Annotated in this window: 16 protein-coding genes; 9 read left to right on the top strand and 7 right to left on the bottom strand. The window is 73.9% G+C overall.

What is annotated here, in order from left to right:
- Positions 1-18: 18 nt before the first annotated feature.
- Together ABTY40_RS04205 and ABTY40_RS04200 are read left to right on the top strand one after the other, a co-directional pair.
- Complete coding sequence (locus ABTY40_RS04205) at positions 19-855, top strand: helix-turn-helix domain-containing protein (RefSeq protein ID WP_352058066.1); 837 nt, start codon at positions 19-21, stop codon at positions 853-855.
- Positions 852-1,088, top strand: coding sequence for a DUF397 domain-containing protein (locus tag ABTY40_RS04200; protein ID WP_352058065.1), 237 nt, complete (start codon positions 852-854; stop codon positions 1,086-1,088). Before ABTY40_RS04205 ends, ABTY40_RS04200 begins: the two co-directional genes overlap by 4 nt.
- A gap of 4 nt (positions 1,089-1,092) precedes the next feature.
- Here ABTY40_RS04200 and ABTY40_RS04195 read toward each other — a convergent pair whose 3' ends face one another.
- Positions 1,093-1,983: a glycoside hydrolase family 19 protein gene (locus ABTY40_RS04195; RefSeq protein WP_352058064.1), complete on the bottom strand. Its 891-nt coding sequence runs from the start codon at positions 1,981-1,983 to the stop codon at positions 1,093-1,095.
- A 108-nt stretch (positions 1,984-2,091) separates the two neighbouring features.
- On the opposite strand from ABTY40_RS04195, the gene ABTY40_RS04190 reads away from it, so the two are divergent.
- Entirely contained in the window at positions 2,092-2,649 is a 558-nt protein-coding gene (locus tag ABTY40_RS04190) for a hypothetical protein (protein ID WP_352058063.1), read from the top strand.
- Between the two features lie 75 nt (positions 2,650-2,724).
- On the opposite strand, the gene ABTY40_RS04185 is transcribed toward ABTY40_RS04190, so the two are convergent.
- Positions 2,725-3,663 (bottom strand): NADP-dependent oxidoreductase, encoded by a 939-nt coding sequence (locus ABTY40_RS04185; RefSeq protein WP_352058062.1) that lies wholly within the window; start codon positions 3,661-3,663, stop codon positions 2,725-2,727.
- A gap of 206 nt (positions 3,664-3,869) precedes the next feature.
- Here ABTY40_RS04185 and ABTY40_RS04180 point away from each other — a divergent pair, with 206 nt between their 5' ends.
- From ABTY40_RS04180 to ABTY40_RS04170, 3 genes are read left to right on the top strand one after another with little or no spacing between them, the layout of a single operon-like run.
- Positions 3,870-5,429, top strand: coding sequence for a substrate-binding domain-containing protein (locus ABTY40_RS04180; protein WP_352058061.1), 1,560 nt, complete (start codon positions 3,870-3,872; stop codon positions 5,427-5,429).
- Positions 5,430-5,455: 26 nt separating this feature from the next.
- Positions 5,456-7,327, top strand: coding sequence for a serine/threonine-protein kinase (locus tag ABTY40_RS04175; RefSeq protein ID WP_352058060.1), 1,872 nt, complete (start codon positions 5,456-5,458; stop codon positions 7,325-7,327).
- A gap of 47 nt (positions 7,328-7,374) precedes the next feature.
- A complete protein-coding gene (locus tag ABTY40_RS04170; protein WP_352058059.1) occupies positions 7,375-7,983 on the top strand; it encodes a hypothetical protein in 609 nt (202 codons plus the stop codon).
- On the opposite strand, the gene ABTY40_RS04165 is transcribed toward ABTY40_RS04170, so the two are convergent.
- Entirely contained in the window at positions 7,941-8,849 is a 909-nt protein-coding gene (locus ABTY40_RS04165) for a LysR family transcriptional regulator (protein ID WP_352058058.1), read from the bottom strand. The two genes, ABTY40_RS04170 and ABTY40_RS04165, sit on opposite strands and share 43 nt — an antisense overlap.
- Positions 8,850-8,935: 86 nt before the next feature.
- Here ABTY40_RS04165 and ABTY40_RS04160 point away from each other — a divergent pair, with 86 nt between their 5' ends.
- Positions 8,936-9,766 (top strand): oxidoreductase, encoded by an 831-nt coding sequence (locus ABTY40_RS04160; RefSeq protein WP_352058057.1) that lies wholly within the window; start codon positions 8,936-8,938, stop codon positions 9,764-9,766.
- A gap of 77 nt (positions 9,767-9,843) precedes the next feature.
- Here the strand turns inward: ABTY40_RS04160 and ABTY40_RS04155 are convergent, their stop codons facing one another.
- Positions 9,844-11,127 (bottom strand): adenylosuccinate synthase, encoded by a 1,284-nt coding sequence (locus ABTY40_RS04155; protein ID WP_345279994.1) that lies wholly within the window; start codon positions 11,125-11,127, stop codon positions 9,844-9,846.
- A gap of 143 nt (positions 11,128-11,270) precedes the next feature.
- On the opposite strand from ABTY40_RS04155, the gene ABTY40_RS04150 reads away from it, so the two are divergent.
- Positions 11,271-12,080, top strand: a complete 810-nt coding sequence (locus ABTY40_RS04150) for a diacylglycerol kinase family protein (protein WP_352058056.1) — start codon at positions 11,271-11,273, stop codon at positions 12,078-12,080.
- A gap of 105 nt (positions 12,081-12,185) precedes the next feature.
- Positions 12,186-12,755 (top strand): EF-hand domain-containing protein, encoded by a 570-nt coding sequence (locus ABTY40_RS04145; RefSeq protein WP_352058055.1) that lies wholly within the window; start codon positions 12,186-12,188, stop codon positions 12,753-12,755.
- A gap of 37 nt (positions 12,756-12,792) precedes the next feature.
- Here ABTY40_RS04145 and ABTY40_RS04140 read toward each other — a convergent pair whose 3' ends face one another.
- The 3 genes from ABTY40_RS04140 to ABTY40_RS04130 all read right to left on the bottom strand — a co-directional run bounded on the left by ABTY40_RS04140 (position 12,793) and on the right by ABTY40_RS04130 (position 16,072).
- Positions 12,793-13,986, bottom strand: coding sequence for a cytochrome P450 (locus tag ABTY40_RS04140; protein WP_352058054.1), 1,194 nt, complete (start codon positions 13,984-13,986; stop codon positions 12,793-12,795).
- A gap of 101 nt (positions 13,987-14,087) precedes the next feature.
- Positions 14,088-14,753 (bottom strand): response regulator, encoded by a 666-nt coding sequence (locus tag ABTY40_RS04135; RefSeq protein WP_345280000.1) that lies wholly within the window; start codon positions 14,751-14,753, stop codon positions 14,088-14,090.
- On the bottom strand, positions 14,750-16,072 hold the full coding sequence (locus ABTY40_RS04130) for a sensor histidine kinase (protein ID WP_352058053.1): 1,323 nt from the start codon (positions 16,070-16,072) through the stop codon (positions 14,750-14,752). Before ABTY40_RS04130 ends, ABTY40_RS04135 begins: the two co-directional genes overlap by 4 nt.
- Positions 16,073-16,120 lie beyond the last annotated feature (48 nt).

Raw genomic sequence — 16,120 nt, 5'->3', positions numbered from 1 at the left:
GTCCGAATGGGGAACAGAATGGCGCGAGCCGAGAACAAGGAACCGGTAGGCCCCGTGGCGCGGATGGCGGCGACCGTGGCCAGGAGAATGCGGTTGAAAAGGGGACTGACACAGGACCAGCTGGGCGCGCTCATGGGCTACACCGGCGCGGCGATCAGCGCGATGGAACGGCTGCTGCACCCGGTGAGCGACGAGATGTTGCTCCAGCTGGAGCGGGTCCTCGGCGGTGACACCGGCATCTTCGAGGAGATGCGGGACCTGCTGCGCCTGGAGCGGCTGCCCGAGCAGTTCCGGGGGTACGCCCAGATCGAGCAGAAGGCGCTCGCCCTGTGGCTGTACGCGAACCACGTCGTGCACGGTCTCTTCCAGACGGAGGCGTACGCCCGCGCGCTCATCGCGGGCGGCTATCCCGAGCCCACGCCGGAGCGCGTGGAGGAGCTGGTGATGGCGCGGATGGCGCGCAAGGCGCTGTTCGACCGGAAGCGGGTGTGCGAGATCGAACTCGTCCTCGACGAGTCGGTGTTGCGGCGGCCGATCGGGAGCGAGGAGATCATGCGCGAGCAGCTCCTGTACCTCGCAGAGTGCGCGCGGCGGAGGAACGTAAACCTCCAAGTACTGCCGCTGGACGCGGGACTGGGCGGGGAGTACGCGGGTGACCGAGGCAACCTGGAGATTGTGGAGACCCCGGCCCATGACCGGGTGACCTACCTGGAGATCCAGCGCGAGAGCGTGCTCGTCACCGACCGGGCGAAGGTGAGTGCGCACATGCAGCAGTATGCGAAGATCCGGGCACAGGCCCTGGATCCGCGCAGGTCGCTGGGTCTCATCGAGGAGTTGGCGGGAGTAGACAGATGAGCGACACCCTGCACTGGTTCAAGTCCAGCTACAGCGACAGCAGCGGCGGTAGCTGCGTCGAGATCGCCTTCGACTGGCACAAGTCGTCGTACAGCGACAGCGGCGGCGGCAACTGCGTCGAGATCGCCTCGTGCGCCCACGCCATCCACGTCCGCGACTCGAAGGTCGGCGACGGGCCCACGTTCGCCGTGGAGCCCGCCGCCTGGACCGCGTTCCTCGCGTGGCAGGACTGACCGGTCAGCAGTACAGGTTCGCGCCGGCGGGGACACCCAGGATCTGGGTGAACTGCTGGTACTTGGTGACCCGGCTCTGCACCTGGGCCGGGTTGCCGCCGTTGCACTCGAGCGCGCCGTTGATCGCGCGGATCGTCTCGCCGAAGCCGGCGCCGTTCACCATGGCGTTGTGCGCGGTCATCGTGCCCGGGCCGTTCTGGGTGTTCCAGTACCAGAGGCCGGTCTGCATGGCGACGGCCGGCTCGCGCTCGACGCGCCAGGGGTTGTTCAGCAGGTCGATGCCCAGGGCGTCACCGGCTGCCTTGTAGTTGAAGTTCCAGGAGAGCTGGATCGGGCCGCGGCCGTAGTAGGCGGCCTGCCCGGCGGGGCAGCCGTAGGGCTGGCGGGCGTCGCAGTAGTGCGGGTAGTTGGCGGTGTTCTGCTCCACGACGTGGACCAGGCCGCCGGTCTCGTGGTGGACGTTGGCGAGGAAGGCAGCGGCCTCCTGGCGCTTGACCGTCTCGCCGCCGGTGGTGGCGAAAGCGGGGTACGACTTCAGGGCGGCGGTCAGCCCGGCGTACGTGTAGAACGGGTTCCGGTTCGGGAACATCTGGTTGAACTGGGCCTCGGAGACCACGAATCCGGTGGTCGGGGGCGGGGTGGTGCCGCCGCCTCCGGTGCCGCAGACGCCCTCGTCGCGCCAGACGTCGGAGCCACCGGGGCGCTCGTTCTGCGTCCACCACTTCGCGTACCAGTTGTGGCCGTTGTACGAGGCGGTCATCCCGCCCGTGTAGACGCTGGAGGAGTTCCAGGCCGTCACACAGGCGGGGGCGGCGCCCGCCGGGGCGGCGGGGAGGAGGAGGGCGAGCCCAACTGCCGTACAGAGGGCGGCGAACAGGGAAACCAGGCGTCGCATGCGCGCGTCCTTCCGGTGGGGGGAAGGCCAGCGAAGCGGTATTGGTCTGAACCTGTCAAGGTCTAGACCAGGATTGGCTGGTCGACCGCTCCACGGGAGGACGGCACGATGACCGGCATACGGCACCCCGGAGGCAGGGCAGCACGGCGCCTCGGCCTCTCCACCACGCTCGCCGTCACGGCGCTGCTCGGGGCGGGGGCGTGCGGAAGTGGGGCGCCCTCTCCCACGCCGACCAGCTCCGCACCGGCGCCCGCGACGACCCCGACCGCGAACCCGGCCTCGGCCCCTCCCGCCTCCGACCGGGCCGCCGCCGAGGCCGCGAAGACGGTGCTGGACAGGGCCTTCGCCGAGAGGACGGTCCTGGCATCGGGCTCAGGGCCGCTGGCGGAGGCGTTCGGGGACACGCTTCCCGCCCCGCCCGGCGACGTGCGGAGCCTGACGTTCGCCTTCGTCTGCACGGGAGGCGGCACGGTGAAACTGGCCTTCACCGTCGCGGACCGCCCGGTGCCGTCCGCCGCCGGGACCGAGGCTTGCGACGGCTCCCTCCACCAGCGGATCCTCGACCTCGCCCGGCCGGGCGCCCTCGGCTTCACCGCCACCCTCACCGGCTCCCGGCAGGGCGGGTACGCCTACAGCTACGTCACCGACGGGGAGCGGCGGCCCTGACCCCAGGGCACACGTCGCGGCCCCGGACCCCGCACAGGGGGCCCGGGGCCGTACCCGCTTCTGCGGGGGACCGGGTCAGATCAGCAGGACCATCCGGCCGGGGCGGTGGCCCGCCTCGGCGCGGCGGTGCGCCTCGGCCGCCTCCTCCAGGGGCAGCACGTCGGCCACCCGGGTGATCAGCTCGCCGGCGGCGACCTGTTCCAGCATCCGCTTGAGCCGGGCGGCGTCCGGGCGGCCCCGGGCGAGGGAGACCCTGATGTCCCGCTGGGCGACCGGCGCGCTGTCCTCCCACAGGGTGAGGAACGCGCCCCCGTCGCGGACGGCGGGCAGCAGCGCGTCGGAGATCAGGGCCGTGTCGAACACCGCGTCCACCCCGCCCGGGGCCTCGCGCAGCACCCCGGCCACGACGTCCGTCGGCGTGCCGCGCGGCACCACCGTCTCGGCCCCGAGAATCTTCAGCTCGGCCTCGTCGCCGGGATCGGCGACGGCGATCACCCGCAGGCCCGCGGCGGCGGCGTGCTGGACGGCGTAGCGGCCGATGACCCCGGCGCCGCCCGTGACGAGCAGGACGGAACCGGCCGGCAGGTTCAGTCCGTCGAGCGCCTGCGCGGCCGTCAGGGAGGCCAGCGGCACCACGGCCGCCGAGGTGAAGTCGACCTCGTCCGGGATCGGGGCCAGCCAGGCGGGGTCGGCCAGGATGACCTCGGCGTACGTCCCCGCACCGCCCTCCTCCCGCCACGGCACGAACCCCGCCACGCGGGTGCCCTCGGGCAGGCCGGGCGCCGGGTCCATGAGCCGGCCCGCGAAGTCGTAACCGAGGACGAACGGCGGCTTCAGGTCACCCAGGGCGTCCGCGAGCCGCCCCGCCCGGATCTTCAGGTCCGCCTGGTTCACGGAGGCGGCCTTGAGCCGCACCCGCACCCTGCCCGGGACGTCCCCGGCCTCCGGCTCCGGCCGGCGGCCCATCCTGAGGACCTCGGGACCGCCGTAGGCGGACACTTCGACGACACGCATGGGGTACTCCTCCGTCGGAAGGCCCCCTCGTCGCCATTACACCCACGCTCCCGACCCCCGGCAACCGCTGATCACCCGCCCGCGCACCCGCCCGCCGGGCCCGCCGGAGGGCACCCGTCCCGGCCCGGTCGACGGAAGGAAGAACTCCAGGTGGCGACCGGCGACATCCGCCCCGCGCCCGCACACGTGTCCGTACCGTCGGCCCCGTGGACTGGCTCACCGCTGAGAACTTCATCGCCCTGGTCACCGCGCTCCTCGGCGTCCTCGTCTCGGCCGGTGCCGTCTGGTACGAGCGGCGGGTGCCGCACCAGCGGCGCGTCGGCTACCGCGTCCAGCTCGACACGGCCATCGGCGACGGCACCGCCGACCGGGCCGCCACGAGCCGGGGCGCGACCGTGCGGCGCGGCTTCTTCGACGCCACCCGCGACCTGGCCCACGCCAGCCTCGTCCTCCTCCGGATCGAGAACGACGGCGCCCTCGCCATCGGCGCCGAGCACTACACGGACGGGGACGACCACGGGCTGACCGTCGAGTTCACCGGGCGGCGGGTGAAGGCGGTCGTCGTCACCGCCCCCGACCACCCCCGCCTCCTGAGCCACTTCCCCGACAGCTGGACGGGCGCGCCGGACGGCTGGGCGGGCACCACGGGCGCCGCCACGATCCAGCTCCCCAAGGTGCCGCTCAACCGGGGCGCCCACTACAAGGTGCTCGTCCTGCTGACCGGCGGCCGGGTCGGCGACGAGGTCACCGTCGACGGCAACATCGCCGAGGGGCACGTGCACGTCAACCGCAGCACGACCCCCGACGACACCCCGCCCGTCTTCAGCCGGGCGGCCAGGACGGTCACCGTCGTCCTCACCGTCTGCGTCGTGGCCCTCGCGGCCCTCGTCGTCCGCGAGCGCACCCCGCCGCCCATCGGCTGCGCCCGCGGCACGCTCACCGTCACCGGCTCGACCGCCTTCGCCCCCGCCGTACGGGACGTGGCGAAGAAGTACGAGAAGGACTGCCCCGGCTCCCGGATCGTCGTGGAGGCCCACGGCTCGGCCTCCGGCATACGGAGGCTCGCCGAGGAGGGCGCGCGGGCGGCCGGCGGCTCCCCCGCCGTCATCGCCCTCTCCGACGGGCGCAAGCCCGCCGGCCACCCCCAGCTGCGCGAGAGCACGGTCGCCGTCTCCCTCTTCGCCCTCGTCGTCCACGACGCCACCCCCGTCCGCACCCTCGACCGCGACCGGATCCGCCGCCTCTACCGGGGCGAGATCACCGACTGGAGCGAGATCACCGGCGGCCCCCGGCAGCCCGTCCTGCTCGTCAGCCGGAACGCCGGCTCGGGCACGCGCGAGGTGTTCCAGCGGCGCGTCCTCGGCCGCAACGAACCCGCCCACTCCTCCCAGGACTGCCGGCACCGCGACGACCCCGAGGCCCGGGTGATCCGCTGCGAACTCGACTCCACCGAACAGGTCCTGGCCACCGTCGCCGCCCTGCCCGGCGCCCTCGGCTACACCGAACTGCGCTCCGGCACCGGTCTGAAGGGCCTCCACCGGGTGGCGATCGACGGGCGGCTGCCGGCCCCGGAGGAGATCGGCACCTCGCCCTACCCGTACCGGGAGATCGAGTACGCCTACACCTGGGGCGAGCCGCCCGCCGACTCCCTGGCCTCCAGCTTCCTCACCTACCTGACCCGGGGCGGCGGACAGGACGTCGTCCGCGTCCACGGCCACCTGCCCTGCGCGACCCCCAAGGGCCTGAGGATCTGCGCGGACGGGTGAGGCCCGGTCTGGCATCCTCTTGCCCCGTGGAGCCTTTGAACGCGGAAGACCCGGTCAGCGTCGGCCCGTTCCGCCTGCTCGGCCGGCTCGGGGCCGGGGGGATGGGCCGGGTGTTCCTGGCGCGTTCGGCCGGCGGGCGGACCGTCGCCGTCAAGGTGGTGCACGCCGAACTCGCCGCGCGGGAGGAGTTCCGGCGCCGGTTCGCCCGGGAGGTCGCCGCCCTCGAACGGGTCGGGGGCACCGGCACCGCGCCCGTCCTCGGCGCGGACACCACCGCCGAGGCGCCGTGGGTCGCCGTCGGGTACGTGGCCGGGCCGTCGCTGCGGACGGTCGTCGCCGAGGAGTACGGGCCGCTGCCGCCCGCCACCGTACGGGCGCTGGCCGGCGGCCTCGCCCGCGCCCTCGTCCACATCCACGACGCCGGGCTCGTCCACCGCGACCTCAAGCCGTCGAACGTGCTGCTGACCGTCGACGGCCCCCGGATCATCGACTTCGGCATCGCCCGCGCCGTCGACACCGTCACCGACGGCGGCCTCACCACCACCGGCGCGCTCGTCGGCTCGCCCGGCTTCATGTCCCCCGAGCAGGTGCGCGGCGAACGGCTCACGCCCGCCTCAGACCTCTTCTGCCTCGGCTCCGTCCTCGCCTACGCGGCCACCGGCCGGGGGCCCTTCGGGACGGCGGACAGCGGCGTCCACGCCACCCTGTTCCGCATCGCCCACGACGAGCCGGACCTGGCGGACCTCGCGCCCGAGCTGACGGGGCTCATCCGGGCCTGCCTCGCCAAGGAACCGGGCGCCCGGCCCACCGCCGCCGAGATCGCCGCGACCCTGCCCGTCCCCGACCCGTGGCTCCCGGCCGGCGTCCTCGCCCGGCTCGGCCGGCATGCGGCCCTCCTCCTGGAGGCCGAGGCGGGGACCGGTGACCCCGCCGCCGGGGACCCGACCCCGGCCACCCCGCCGCCTCGGGCCACCGCACCGGAGCCGCCGCGCGGCCGGGGGCGTACGGCCCTGGCCGCCGGCCTCGCGGCGCTCGCGGTAGCGGTGACGGCGACCGCCGCGTACACCCTGTGGCCGGAGGGCGGGCCGTCCGGGGCGGGCTCCTCGGACGGGAAGCCCCGGGCGGGCTCCGGGGGCACGGCCGGCGGCTCCGCCCGGCCCGCCGGGATCGTGCCGGCGGGCTTCCTCGGCGCCTGGGAGGGCGTCCTGCAGGGCGACGCCGACAACCCGCGCGAGACCACCCGGATCGAGATCGGCCAGGGCGCGGCGGGCAGCAAGGCCGCCGTCTACACCCACGTCACCCCGGAGCGGTTCTGCATGGGACGGGCCCGGCTCGCGCAGGCCGACGAGGACCGGCTCGTCCTCGGCGACGCCGACGTCACCGCGAGCATCCCCGCCCAGCGCTGCACCCCGGCGGCGGGCCAGACCCTCGCCCTCGTCTCCCCGAACGTCCTCACCTGGACGTCGGGCACCGCGAAGGCCACCTTCCGGAAGGTCCCGGCGGGCCCCGAGGTCGTCCCCGCCGCCTACCTCGGCAGCTGGCGGACCGAGGCGAACACCGATGTGTACGGCCCCCAGGCGGAACGCTGGTCGCAGGAGCTGACGGTCACTCAGGGCCCCGTGGGGGCGCCGCTGGTGCGGCACCACACCAGCTCGCCGCGGCTCTCCGAGGACGGCACGGTGACCGCCGACGTCGTCAACTGCACGGCGACCGCCGTCCTCGCCGGCGCCGGCACCACGCTCGTCCTCTCCCCGCAGACCCGCGTCCCGCAGGCCTGGGACTTGGAATGCGGCGAGCAGGAGTCCAACTTCCTGGTGGCGGACCGCCACCAGGGCCGGGACCGGCTGCTGCTGTACCCGATGGCGGACAGCGAACCGGCCGAGTTCTTCCGGGACTAGGGCCTTTTCCGGCCCTCCCCCGGCCGGCGCGGGCCTAGGATCCGCTCATGACCCCTCACTCCCTGGCCTTCTACCTGGACGCCGTCACGACCGGCACGGTCCTCGGCCTGCGCCCCGACGACCATCCCGGCCGGGTGGCGGAGGTGCTGGGGACGGAGTGCGGGGAGAACGGCGGCCTGGACACCCTGTGGCGGGACTACGGCCTGATCGAGTTCCACTGGCACCGGGCCCGCCCCACCGACCCGTGGGCGGGCCACCACGTCAGCCTCCAGGTGCACCGCCTCGCCCACCGTGACCGCACCCTCACCGGCGGCGCGCTGCGCGCCCGGTACGGCCGGTTCGCGCCCCGGCTCCGCTTCGACAAGCTGCACCACCTGCTGGAGCGCCGCGGCGCCGCCCTCGTGCCCGCCGCCGGGGCCCCGCCGAACGCGCCGTACTTCCGCACGTACGAGCACCCCGCTTCCGGGGCGACGGTCACGGTCGTCGCCACGTACGGCGAGCACAGCACCCCGCCGGGACTGCGGCCCGGCGACGTGTACGCCATCCAGCTCCCGGCCGGCGCCGGGACCGCCGGCCCTCAGGCTCGGACCGGAACGGGGAGCGGCCTCCGGGGTCAGGCCTCCGGCCGTACGACTCCGGCCGCCGCGCGCGCGTAGTCGGCGACCAGGGCGCGGGTGTCGTCCGCGCGCCAGGCCAGGGCGAAGCGGCTGGGGGAGACGCCGGTGACCGGGACGGTGACGACCCCGCCGCGGGTGAGCAGCGGCGCGTTGCCCTCGGCGACCAGGCACACCCCGAGGCCGCCGACCAGCGCCTCGTACGTCTCGTCGGCGCTGGCGATCTCCGCGCCGATCCGGGGTGGCCGGCCGCCGCGCTCGTCCAGGGCCAGCCAGTGGTCGCGTAACTCCGGGCCCGTGTCCGGCAGGGCGAGGAACGGCTCGTCCAGGAGCTCGGCGAAGTCGACGTGGTCCCGGCCCGCCAGCGGGTGGGTGTCGGGGAGCGCGACGAGCCGGGGCTCGGCGGCGACGACGATCCAGCGGAAGCGGGCCGCCCCGGCCAGGGGCAGCCACACGAACGCCACGTCGCTGGAGCCGTCGGCGAGCCCGGCCGTCGGGTCGTCCCAGCCGACGTGGCGCAGCCGCAGCCGGGCCTCCGGCCGGGCCTCGGTGAACCGGGACCGGATCGCGGGCAGCAGTCCGCCCCGGCCCGGGCTCGTGCTCATCCCGACGGTCAGCGTGCCCTCCGCCGCCTCCCGGGCCCGCCGGACCGCCGCCCGGCCCTCCTCCCAGGCGGCGATCGCGGCCCGCGCGTGCGGCAGCAGGGCCGTACCGACGGAGGTGAGGGAGACGCCCTGCCGGTCCCGGTCGAAGAGGGCGGCGCCGAGCTGACGCTCCAGGGCCCGAATCTGCTTGCTGAGGGCGGGCTGGGAGACGTAGAGCCGTTCCGCCGCCCGGGTGAAGTGGAGTTCCTCGGCCACCGCGAGGAAGTACCGCAGGTCGCGTCCGTGCACGTCCGTGGTCGTCATGCCCCCGGGTTATCACGGCGGATCTTGGACGGACAACGCCCTTGTCGCACAAGCTCGTTGCATCACCTCACGAGGGAGTCACGGACATGAGCAAGGTCTGGCTGATCACGGGCGCCAACAGCGGCTTCGGGCGCGCCTTCACCGAGGCGGCCGTCGCCGCGGGCGACGTGGTGGTCGCCGCCGCCCGCCGCACGGAGTCCCTGGACGACCTGGTCGCCGCCCACCCCGACCAGGTGGACCCGGTCGCCCTGGACGTCACCGACCACGCGGCGGCCGGCCGGGTGGTGGAGGAACTGGTCGAGCGGCACGGCCGGATCGACGTGCTCGTCAACAACGCGGGCCGTACCCACGTGGGCTCGGTCGAGGAGACGACCGACGAGGAGCTGCGTTCCCTCTTCGACGTGCACGTCTTCGGTCCCGCCGCCCTCGTCCGGGCCGTACTGCCGCACATGCGGGCCCGCCGCTCGGGCGCGATCGTGCAGCTCAGCAGTGTCGGCGGGCAGATGTCGATGGCGGGCTTCGGTGCCTACAGCGCGACGAAGTTCGCCCTGGAGGGCATGTCGGAGGCGCTGGCCGCCGAGGTCCGGCCGCTCGGCATCGACGTGCTGATCGTGGAGCCCGGCGCCTTCCGGACGAACCTCTTCGGCAACCACAGCCTCAGCGGTGACTCCCTGGCCGACTACGCGGAGACGGTCGGCGCGACCCGGGACTACGTCCTCACCGGCGGCGGCACGCAGGAGGGCGACCCGGCGAAGGCCGCGGCGGCGGTGCTCGCCGCCCTGGACGCGGACGAGACCCCGCTGCGGCTGGCGCTCGGGGACGACGCCATCGACACGATCCTCCTGCACCTGGAGCAGGTGCGCGGGGACCTCGCGGCCTGGGAGAAGACCGGCCGGGACACCAAGCTGGACGGCTGACGGAGCGCGGACGCGGAAGGGCCCGCCGCCCCGGAGACCGGGACGGCGGGCCCTTCCGCACGTACAGCCGTGCGCTCCTAGAGGAAGGAGTTGATCTCGATCGTCTCGGTGCGGCCGGGGCCGACACCGATCGCGGAGATCGGCGCGCCCGACATCTCCTCCAGCGCCTTCACGTAGGCCTGCGCGTTCTTCGGCAGGTCGGAGAAGGTCTTCGCCTTGGTGATGTCCTCGGACCAGCCCGGCAGCATCTCGTAGACCGGCTTCGCGTGGTGGAAGTCCGACTGCGAGTAGGGCAGCTCCTCGACGCGCTTGCCGTCGATCTCGTACGCGACGCAGACCGGGATCTGCTCCCAGCCCGTCAGCACGTCGAGCTTGGTGAGGAAGAAGTCGGTCAGGCCGTTGACGCGGGTGGCGTACCGGGCGATGACCGCGTCGAACCAGCCGCAGCGGCGGTCACGGCCGGTGGTGACACCGCGCTCGCCGCCGATGCGGCGCAGGTCCTCGCCGTCCTGGTCGAACAGCTCGGTCGGGAACGGGCCAGCGCCGACACGCGTGGTGTACGCCTTGAGGATGCCGATGACCCGGGAGATCTTCGTCGGGCCGACGCCCGTACCCGTGCAGGCACCGCCGGCGGTCGGGTTCGAGGAGGTGACGAAGGGGTACGTGCCGTGGTCGACGTCGAGCAGGGTGCCCTGGCCGCCCTCGAACAGGACGACCTTGTCCTCGTCGAGCGCGTTGTTGAGGATCAGGGTGGTGTCGGCCACGAAGGGCTTGATCTGCTCCGCGTACTGGAGCATCTCCTCGACGATCTGGGCCGCCTCGATGGCCCGGCGGTTGTACAGCTTGGCGAGGAGCTGGTTCTTCGACTCCAGCGCCGCTTCGACCTTCTGGGTGAGGATCGACTCGTCGTAGAGGTCCTGGACCCGGATGCCGACGCGGTTGATCTTGTCCGCGTAGGTGGGGCCGATGCCGCGACCGGTGGTACCGATCTTGCGCTTGCCGAGGAACCGTTCCGTCACCTTGTCGAGGGTGACGTTGTACGGCGTGATGAGGTGAGCGTTACCGCTGATCAGCAGCTTCGACGTGTCGACGCCGCGCTCGTTCAGTCCGCTCAGCTCGGAGAGCAGGACCGCCGGGTCGACGACGACACCGTTTCCGATCACCGGGGTGCACCCCGGCGAGAGGATTCCGGAAGGGAGAAGGTGCAGCGCGTACTTCTGGTCGCCGACGACGACCGTGTGGCCGGCATTGTTGCCGCCCTGGTAGCGCACCACGTAATCAACGGATCCACCGAGGAGGTCGGTGGCCTTTCCCTTGCCCTCGTCACCCCACTGAGCACCGAGCAGCACAAGTGCGGGCACAGGCGTACACCCCTTCCGGGTGGGGCATGTCCAAGGTCAGGGGGCGTACGCCGCCTCACCGGTGTGCCCCGGAATAGACGAAGCCCCTGGCGCAATAGCGCAAGGGGCTCTTGCACAAAGATGCTACCCGAGGAAGGACCGAGGTGTCGGATCACGACCAGCTGCTGGTCATCGTCGACCCGGTCGCCCGCCGAAGTGACGGCGAGTCCGTACGGATCGCGAAAGATGTCCTGTCCGCCGGCGCGGAAGCGAAGATCTGCCTGCCGGACACGCCCGAGGAATTCGTCCGTGCCCTCCAGCGGCGCGGTTCCCGGCGCCCCGTCGTCCTCGGCGACGACCGCGCGCTGCTGCGCGCGGTGACCCTGCTGCACCGGGAGCGCGAGCTGGCCGGGGCCGCGCTCTCCCTGGTCCCGATCGGTGCCCCGGAAACCCTGCGGACGGCGTACGCCCTCGGCGTGCCGCCGGGGCCCGTGGCGGCGGCGCGGGCGGTCCTCGACGGCTCCGTACGGCACCTGGACCTGCTGGTCGACGACAGCGACGGGGTGGTCCTCGGCCACCTGCGGCTGCCCGCCGTGTCGGCCCCGGCCGCGCCCGCCCCCTCCGTGTGGGGCACCTGCCGCTCCCTCGTCCGCACGCTGGTCCGCCCGGCGCCCGTCCTGCCCGGGGCCCGCACGCACCGGCTTCGGGTGGAGGCCGACGGGGTGCTCCTCGCGGACGTGGGCGCACCCGTGGCGGGGGTCTCGGTCCGCTCGGTGGGCGGCACGGCGGAGGTGACCGTCCACCCGCCCGTCGCCCCGCCGCACCAGGCCACGGCCCGGGTCCTGACCGTCTCGGGCCCCGACTTCCGCTACCGCGCCGACGGCCACGTCACCGGCCCGGTCCGCCGCCGGACGTGGACGGTCCGCGCGAGCGCCTGGGGCCTGACGCTGCCCCGGGAGGAGGCGGGGGCGTAGCGGGGGCCCGGGGGCGTTTCCTCCGGGCCGGGTCGTCGTTGGCCCGCGTGGCGGGGCGCGCACCGGCGTCCCGCCTTCGCGCGCGGACCACCACGAGGAGCGGCCATGACCGACCGGGACTTCCTGACGGCGAAGATCGAGCACGGCTTCGACCAGCTCGACGCGAACGGCAACGGTGTCCTCACCGAGGACGACCACGTCGAGATGGGCCGCCGCGTGGCGGCCTCCCTCGGCCACCCCGAGGAGTCCCCCGAGGCGGAGCGGATCGTCCTCGCCTACACCGGCATCTGGCGGGAGGTGCACCTGCCGTTCGTCCCGGCCGGCGCGCCGGGGATCGGGAAGGACCGGTTCGTCGCCTCGACCCGCACCCTCGCCGACGACCCCGGGGCCGCGCGGGCGACCCTGGGCCGGCTCGCCGAGACGTACCTGGCGATCGCGGACACCGACGGGGACGGCCGGATCAGCCCCGCGGAGTTCCTCGCCTTCCAGCGCGGCCACTTCCCCCGCTTCACCGAGGAGGAGGCGGCCGAGGCCTTCGGCCACCTCGACACCGACGGGGACGGCGCGCTGTCGCCCGAGGAGTTCACGAACGCGGTCGTCGAGTTCTGGTCCAGCCCGGACCCGGAGGCCCGGGGCAACTGGTGGATGGGGCGCCCGCCGGGCGCGCGGGACTGAGCGGGGCCGGTCCGGGGGCGGGGGGCCGGGCGGCGGTTCAGACCTCCACCAGCAGTTCTTCGAAGCCCCGGATCACGTACCCCTGCCTCCACACCGGTTCCGCCGCGAGCCGCAGCCCCGGCGCCTGCCGCAGCACCTCCGCGAAGAGGGCGTGCAGCTCCAGGCGGGCGAGCGGGGCGCCGAGGCAGTAGTGGACGCCCGCGCCGAAGGTGAGGTGCGGGTTGTCCGGCCGGGTGAGGTCGAGGTCGCCGGCGGTGGGGCCGAAGCGGGCCGGGTCGCGGTTGGCCGAGCCGAGCAGCAGGGCGACCTCCGTGCCGCGCGGCAGGGTGACGCCGCCGACCTCGATGTCGTCGAGGACCCAGCGCTCGAACATCTGGAGCGGGGTGTCGTACCGCAGAAGTTCTTCCACAGCTGTGGACAACTTTTCCGGATCGGGATCCGGCCGCACCCCGTGGCGCAGGAGCGTCCACCAGCCGTTGACGGCCGTGTTCACGGTCGCCTCGTGGCCCGCGTTCAGGAGCAGCACGCAGGTGGAGATCATCTCCTGTTCCGTCAGCTCCTCCACCCCGACCAGCGCCGAGATCAGATCCTCGCCCGGCTCCCGGCGCCGCCGCGCGATCAGTCCGCGCAGATAGTCCGAGAACTCGACCGAGGCCCGTACCGCCCGGCGGGCCGCCTCCTCGGAGGGGTTCAGCTCGAACATCCCGCAGATCGCCGCCGACCAGGGCCGCAGCCGCGCCCGCCCCTCGTCCTCCTCCGGGATCCCCAGCATCTCCGCGATCACCGCCACGGGCAGCGGCTCGGCGACGAGCGCCAGCAGATCGCCCCCGCCCCGCGCGACCAGCTCCCCCACCAGCCCGGCCGCCAGCCGTCGTACCGCCGGGGCCAGCCGCTCCACCCTCGCCGGGGTGAAGGCCCTGGACACCAGCCGCCGGACCCGGGTGTGGTCGGCGCCCTCCAGATCGAGCAGCCCGTGGTCGTTGAGGGTGTGGAACGGCTCGTACGCGGGGTCGGGCGCCGCCCGGCCGAACTCCTCGTGGGTGAAGCGGTGGGTGTACGTGCGGCCCAGGCGCCGGTCCCGCAGCAGCGCCGACACGTCCGCGTGGCGCGGGATCAGCCACTGCCGGGTGGGGGCGAACCAGTGCGCGCGGCCGGTGGCGCGCAGCTCGGCGTAGGCGGGGTACGGATCGGCGACGAACTCCGGCGCCCAGGGATCGAAAGCAGCGTCCATGGGCGGACGCTACCCACGGCGGCCCCCCGGTGCTCCCCGGCGCACGCGCCCCGGCACCCGGGCCCGGGTGCGGGTCCCCCGGCGCGCGGGCCCGGCCGGGGCTATCCCCCGACCCGTACCAGCCGCGCCTCGTACGCGAAGACCGCCGCCTGCGTCCGGTCGCGCAGGCCCAGCTTCACCAGGACCCGGCTCACATGCGTCTTGATCGTCGACTCGGCGACCACCAGATGGTCGGCGATCTCGGCGTTCGACAGGCCCTGGGCGATCAGCACCAGCACCTCCGTCTCCCGCTCGGTCAGCTCCCCGATCCGGGCCGACGCCGCCGGCCGGGTCTGGTTCTCGGGAGCCTTGGCGAACTCGGTGATCAGCCGCTTCGTGACCGTCGGCGCGAGCAGCGCCTCCCCCGCCGCGACCACCCGCACACCCTCCGCGAGCTGCCGGGCGGAGGCGTCCTTGAGGAGGAACCCGGACGCCCCGGCGCGCAGCGCCTGGTACACGTACTCGTCCAGGTCGAAGGTGGTGAGGACGAGGACCTTCGCGTCCGCGTCGGCGGCGACGATCTCCCGGGTGGCCTCGATGCCGTTCATCTCCGGCATCCGGATGTCCATGAGGACCACGTCCGGGCGGAGGGCGGCGACCTGGGCGACGGCCTCCCGCCCGTTCACCGCCTCCCCGACGACCTCGATGTCCGGCATCGCGCCGAGCAGGACCGAGAACCCCTCGCGGACCATGATCTGGTCGTCCACGATGAGCACCTTGACCGTCACTCCGGGGCCTCCTCACGGCTCACGGGGACGAAGGCCGTCACCTCGTAGCCGCCGTCGGCGGTCGGCTCGGCCGTCATCTCCCCGCCCAGCATCGTCACACGCTCCCGCATGCCGGTGATCCCGTGCCCCGCCCCCGGCGAGGGCTTCACGGTGCCGCGCGGCGGCCCGTTGACGATCCGCAGGCCCAGACCGCCCAGCACATGGCTCACCTCGACCTTCGCCACCGCGCCCGGCGCGTGCCGCAGCACGTTCGACAGGGCCTCCTGGACGATGCGGTACGCCGACAGCTCCACACCCTGCGGCAGCTCCCGCACCGCGCCCGTCACCGTCTTCTCCACCCCGAGGCCGGCCGCCCGCACGTTCTCCACCAGGGCGTCCAGGTCCGCGAGCGTGGGCTGCGGGGCGTCCGGCGCCTCGTAGTCCTCGGCCCGGACGACCCCGAGGATGCGGCGCAGCTCGGTGAGCGCGGCGACCGCGTTCTCCCGGATCGTGCGGAAGGCCTGCTCCAGCTCCGGCGGCGGGTTCTCCACCCGGTAGGGGGCGGCCTCCGCCTGGATGGCGACCACCGACATGTGGTGGGCGACGACGTCGTGGAGCTCCCGGGCGATGGTGGTGCGCTCCTCCAGGACGGTCCGCTTCGACCGCTCCTCCGCGGTGACGGTCCGCTCGGCGGTGACCTCCCGGCGCGCCTGGCGGCGGACCTGGACGACCGTGACGGCGAGGAGCGCGAGCGCGGAGGTGAACAGCAGCGGCAGGGTGTTGGAGCTCCTGCCCACCCCCAGCAGCATCTCCGCGCAGAGGGCGTACCCGGCGGTGACCACCCACATCCAGCCGGCGGTCCGGGGCCGGGTCCGGGCGGCGGTCACGGCCAGGACGACGACATGGGCCGCGAAGACGTTCGCCGCCCACGGCCAGCCGTCCGCGAAGCCGGAGAGGACCCCGAGGAAGGGGACGGAGGCGAGCGAGGCCCAGAAGGCGAGGACCGGCCGGATCAGGGTCATCAGGACGATCACCGGCGAGGCGAGGACGTACAGGGCCGACACGGGCCCCTGGGCGCCGTCGACCCGTTCGAGCCCGATGGTGAGGACGATCAGGGCGAGCGCGCCCACCACGGCGTGCGGGACGTACCCGGTGTACGGGCGTATCCGCCTCGGGACGAAGCGGAGGCCGCCGCCCCCGGTGTCCACGCGCGGCAGCGGCCGGTAGGCGAAGGCGTCGTCGAAGAGTTCCTGGCGCAGCCCGCCGACCGCGACCTGGGCCAGGCGGTACTCGGGGCTGCGGCTCGTGTCGGAGGTCCGTGTGTCGGTCACGCAGGCCACCGTACGGGGGCCGGCGAGGGCGGTCGTCCCGCTCGGTGCGGATCCTTC

The sequence above is a fragment of the Streptomyces sp. NPDC126503 genome (genome assembly GCF_040302405.1).
Lineage (GTDB): Bacteria > Actinomycetota > Actinomycetes > Streptomycetales > Streptomycetaceae > Streptomyces > Streptomyces gulbargensis.
The sequence above is the reverse complement of the archived record's forward strand: the minus strand, read 5'-3'. Positions and strand labels throughout refer to the sequence as shown.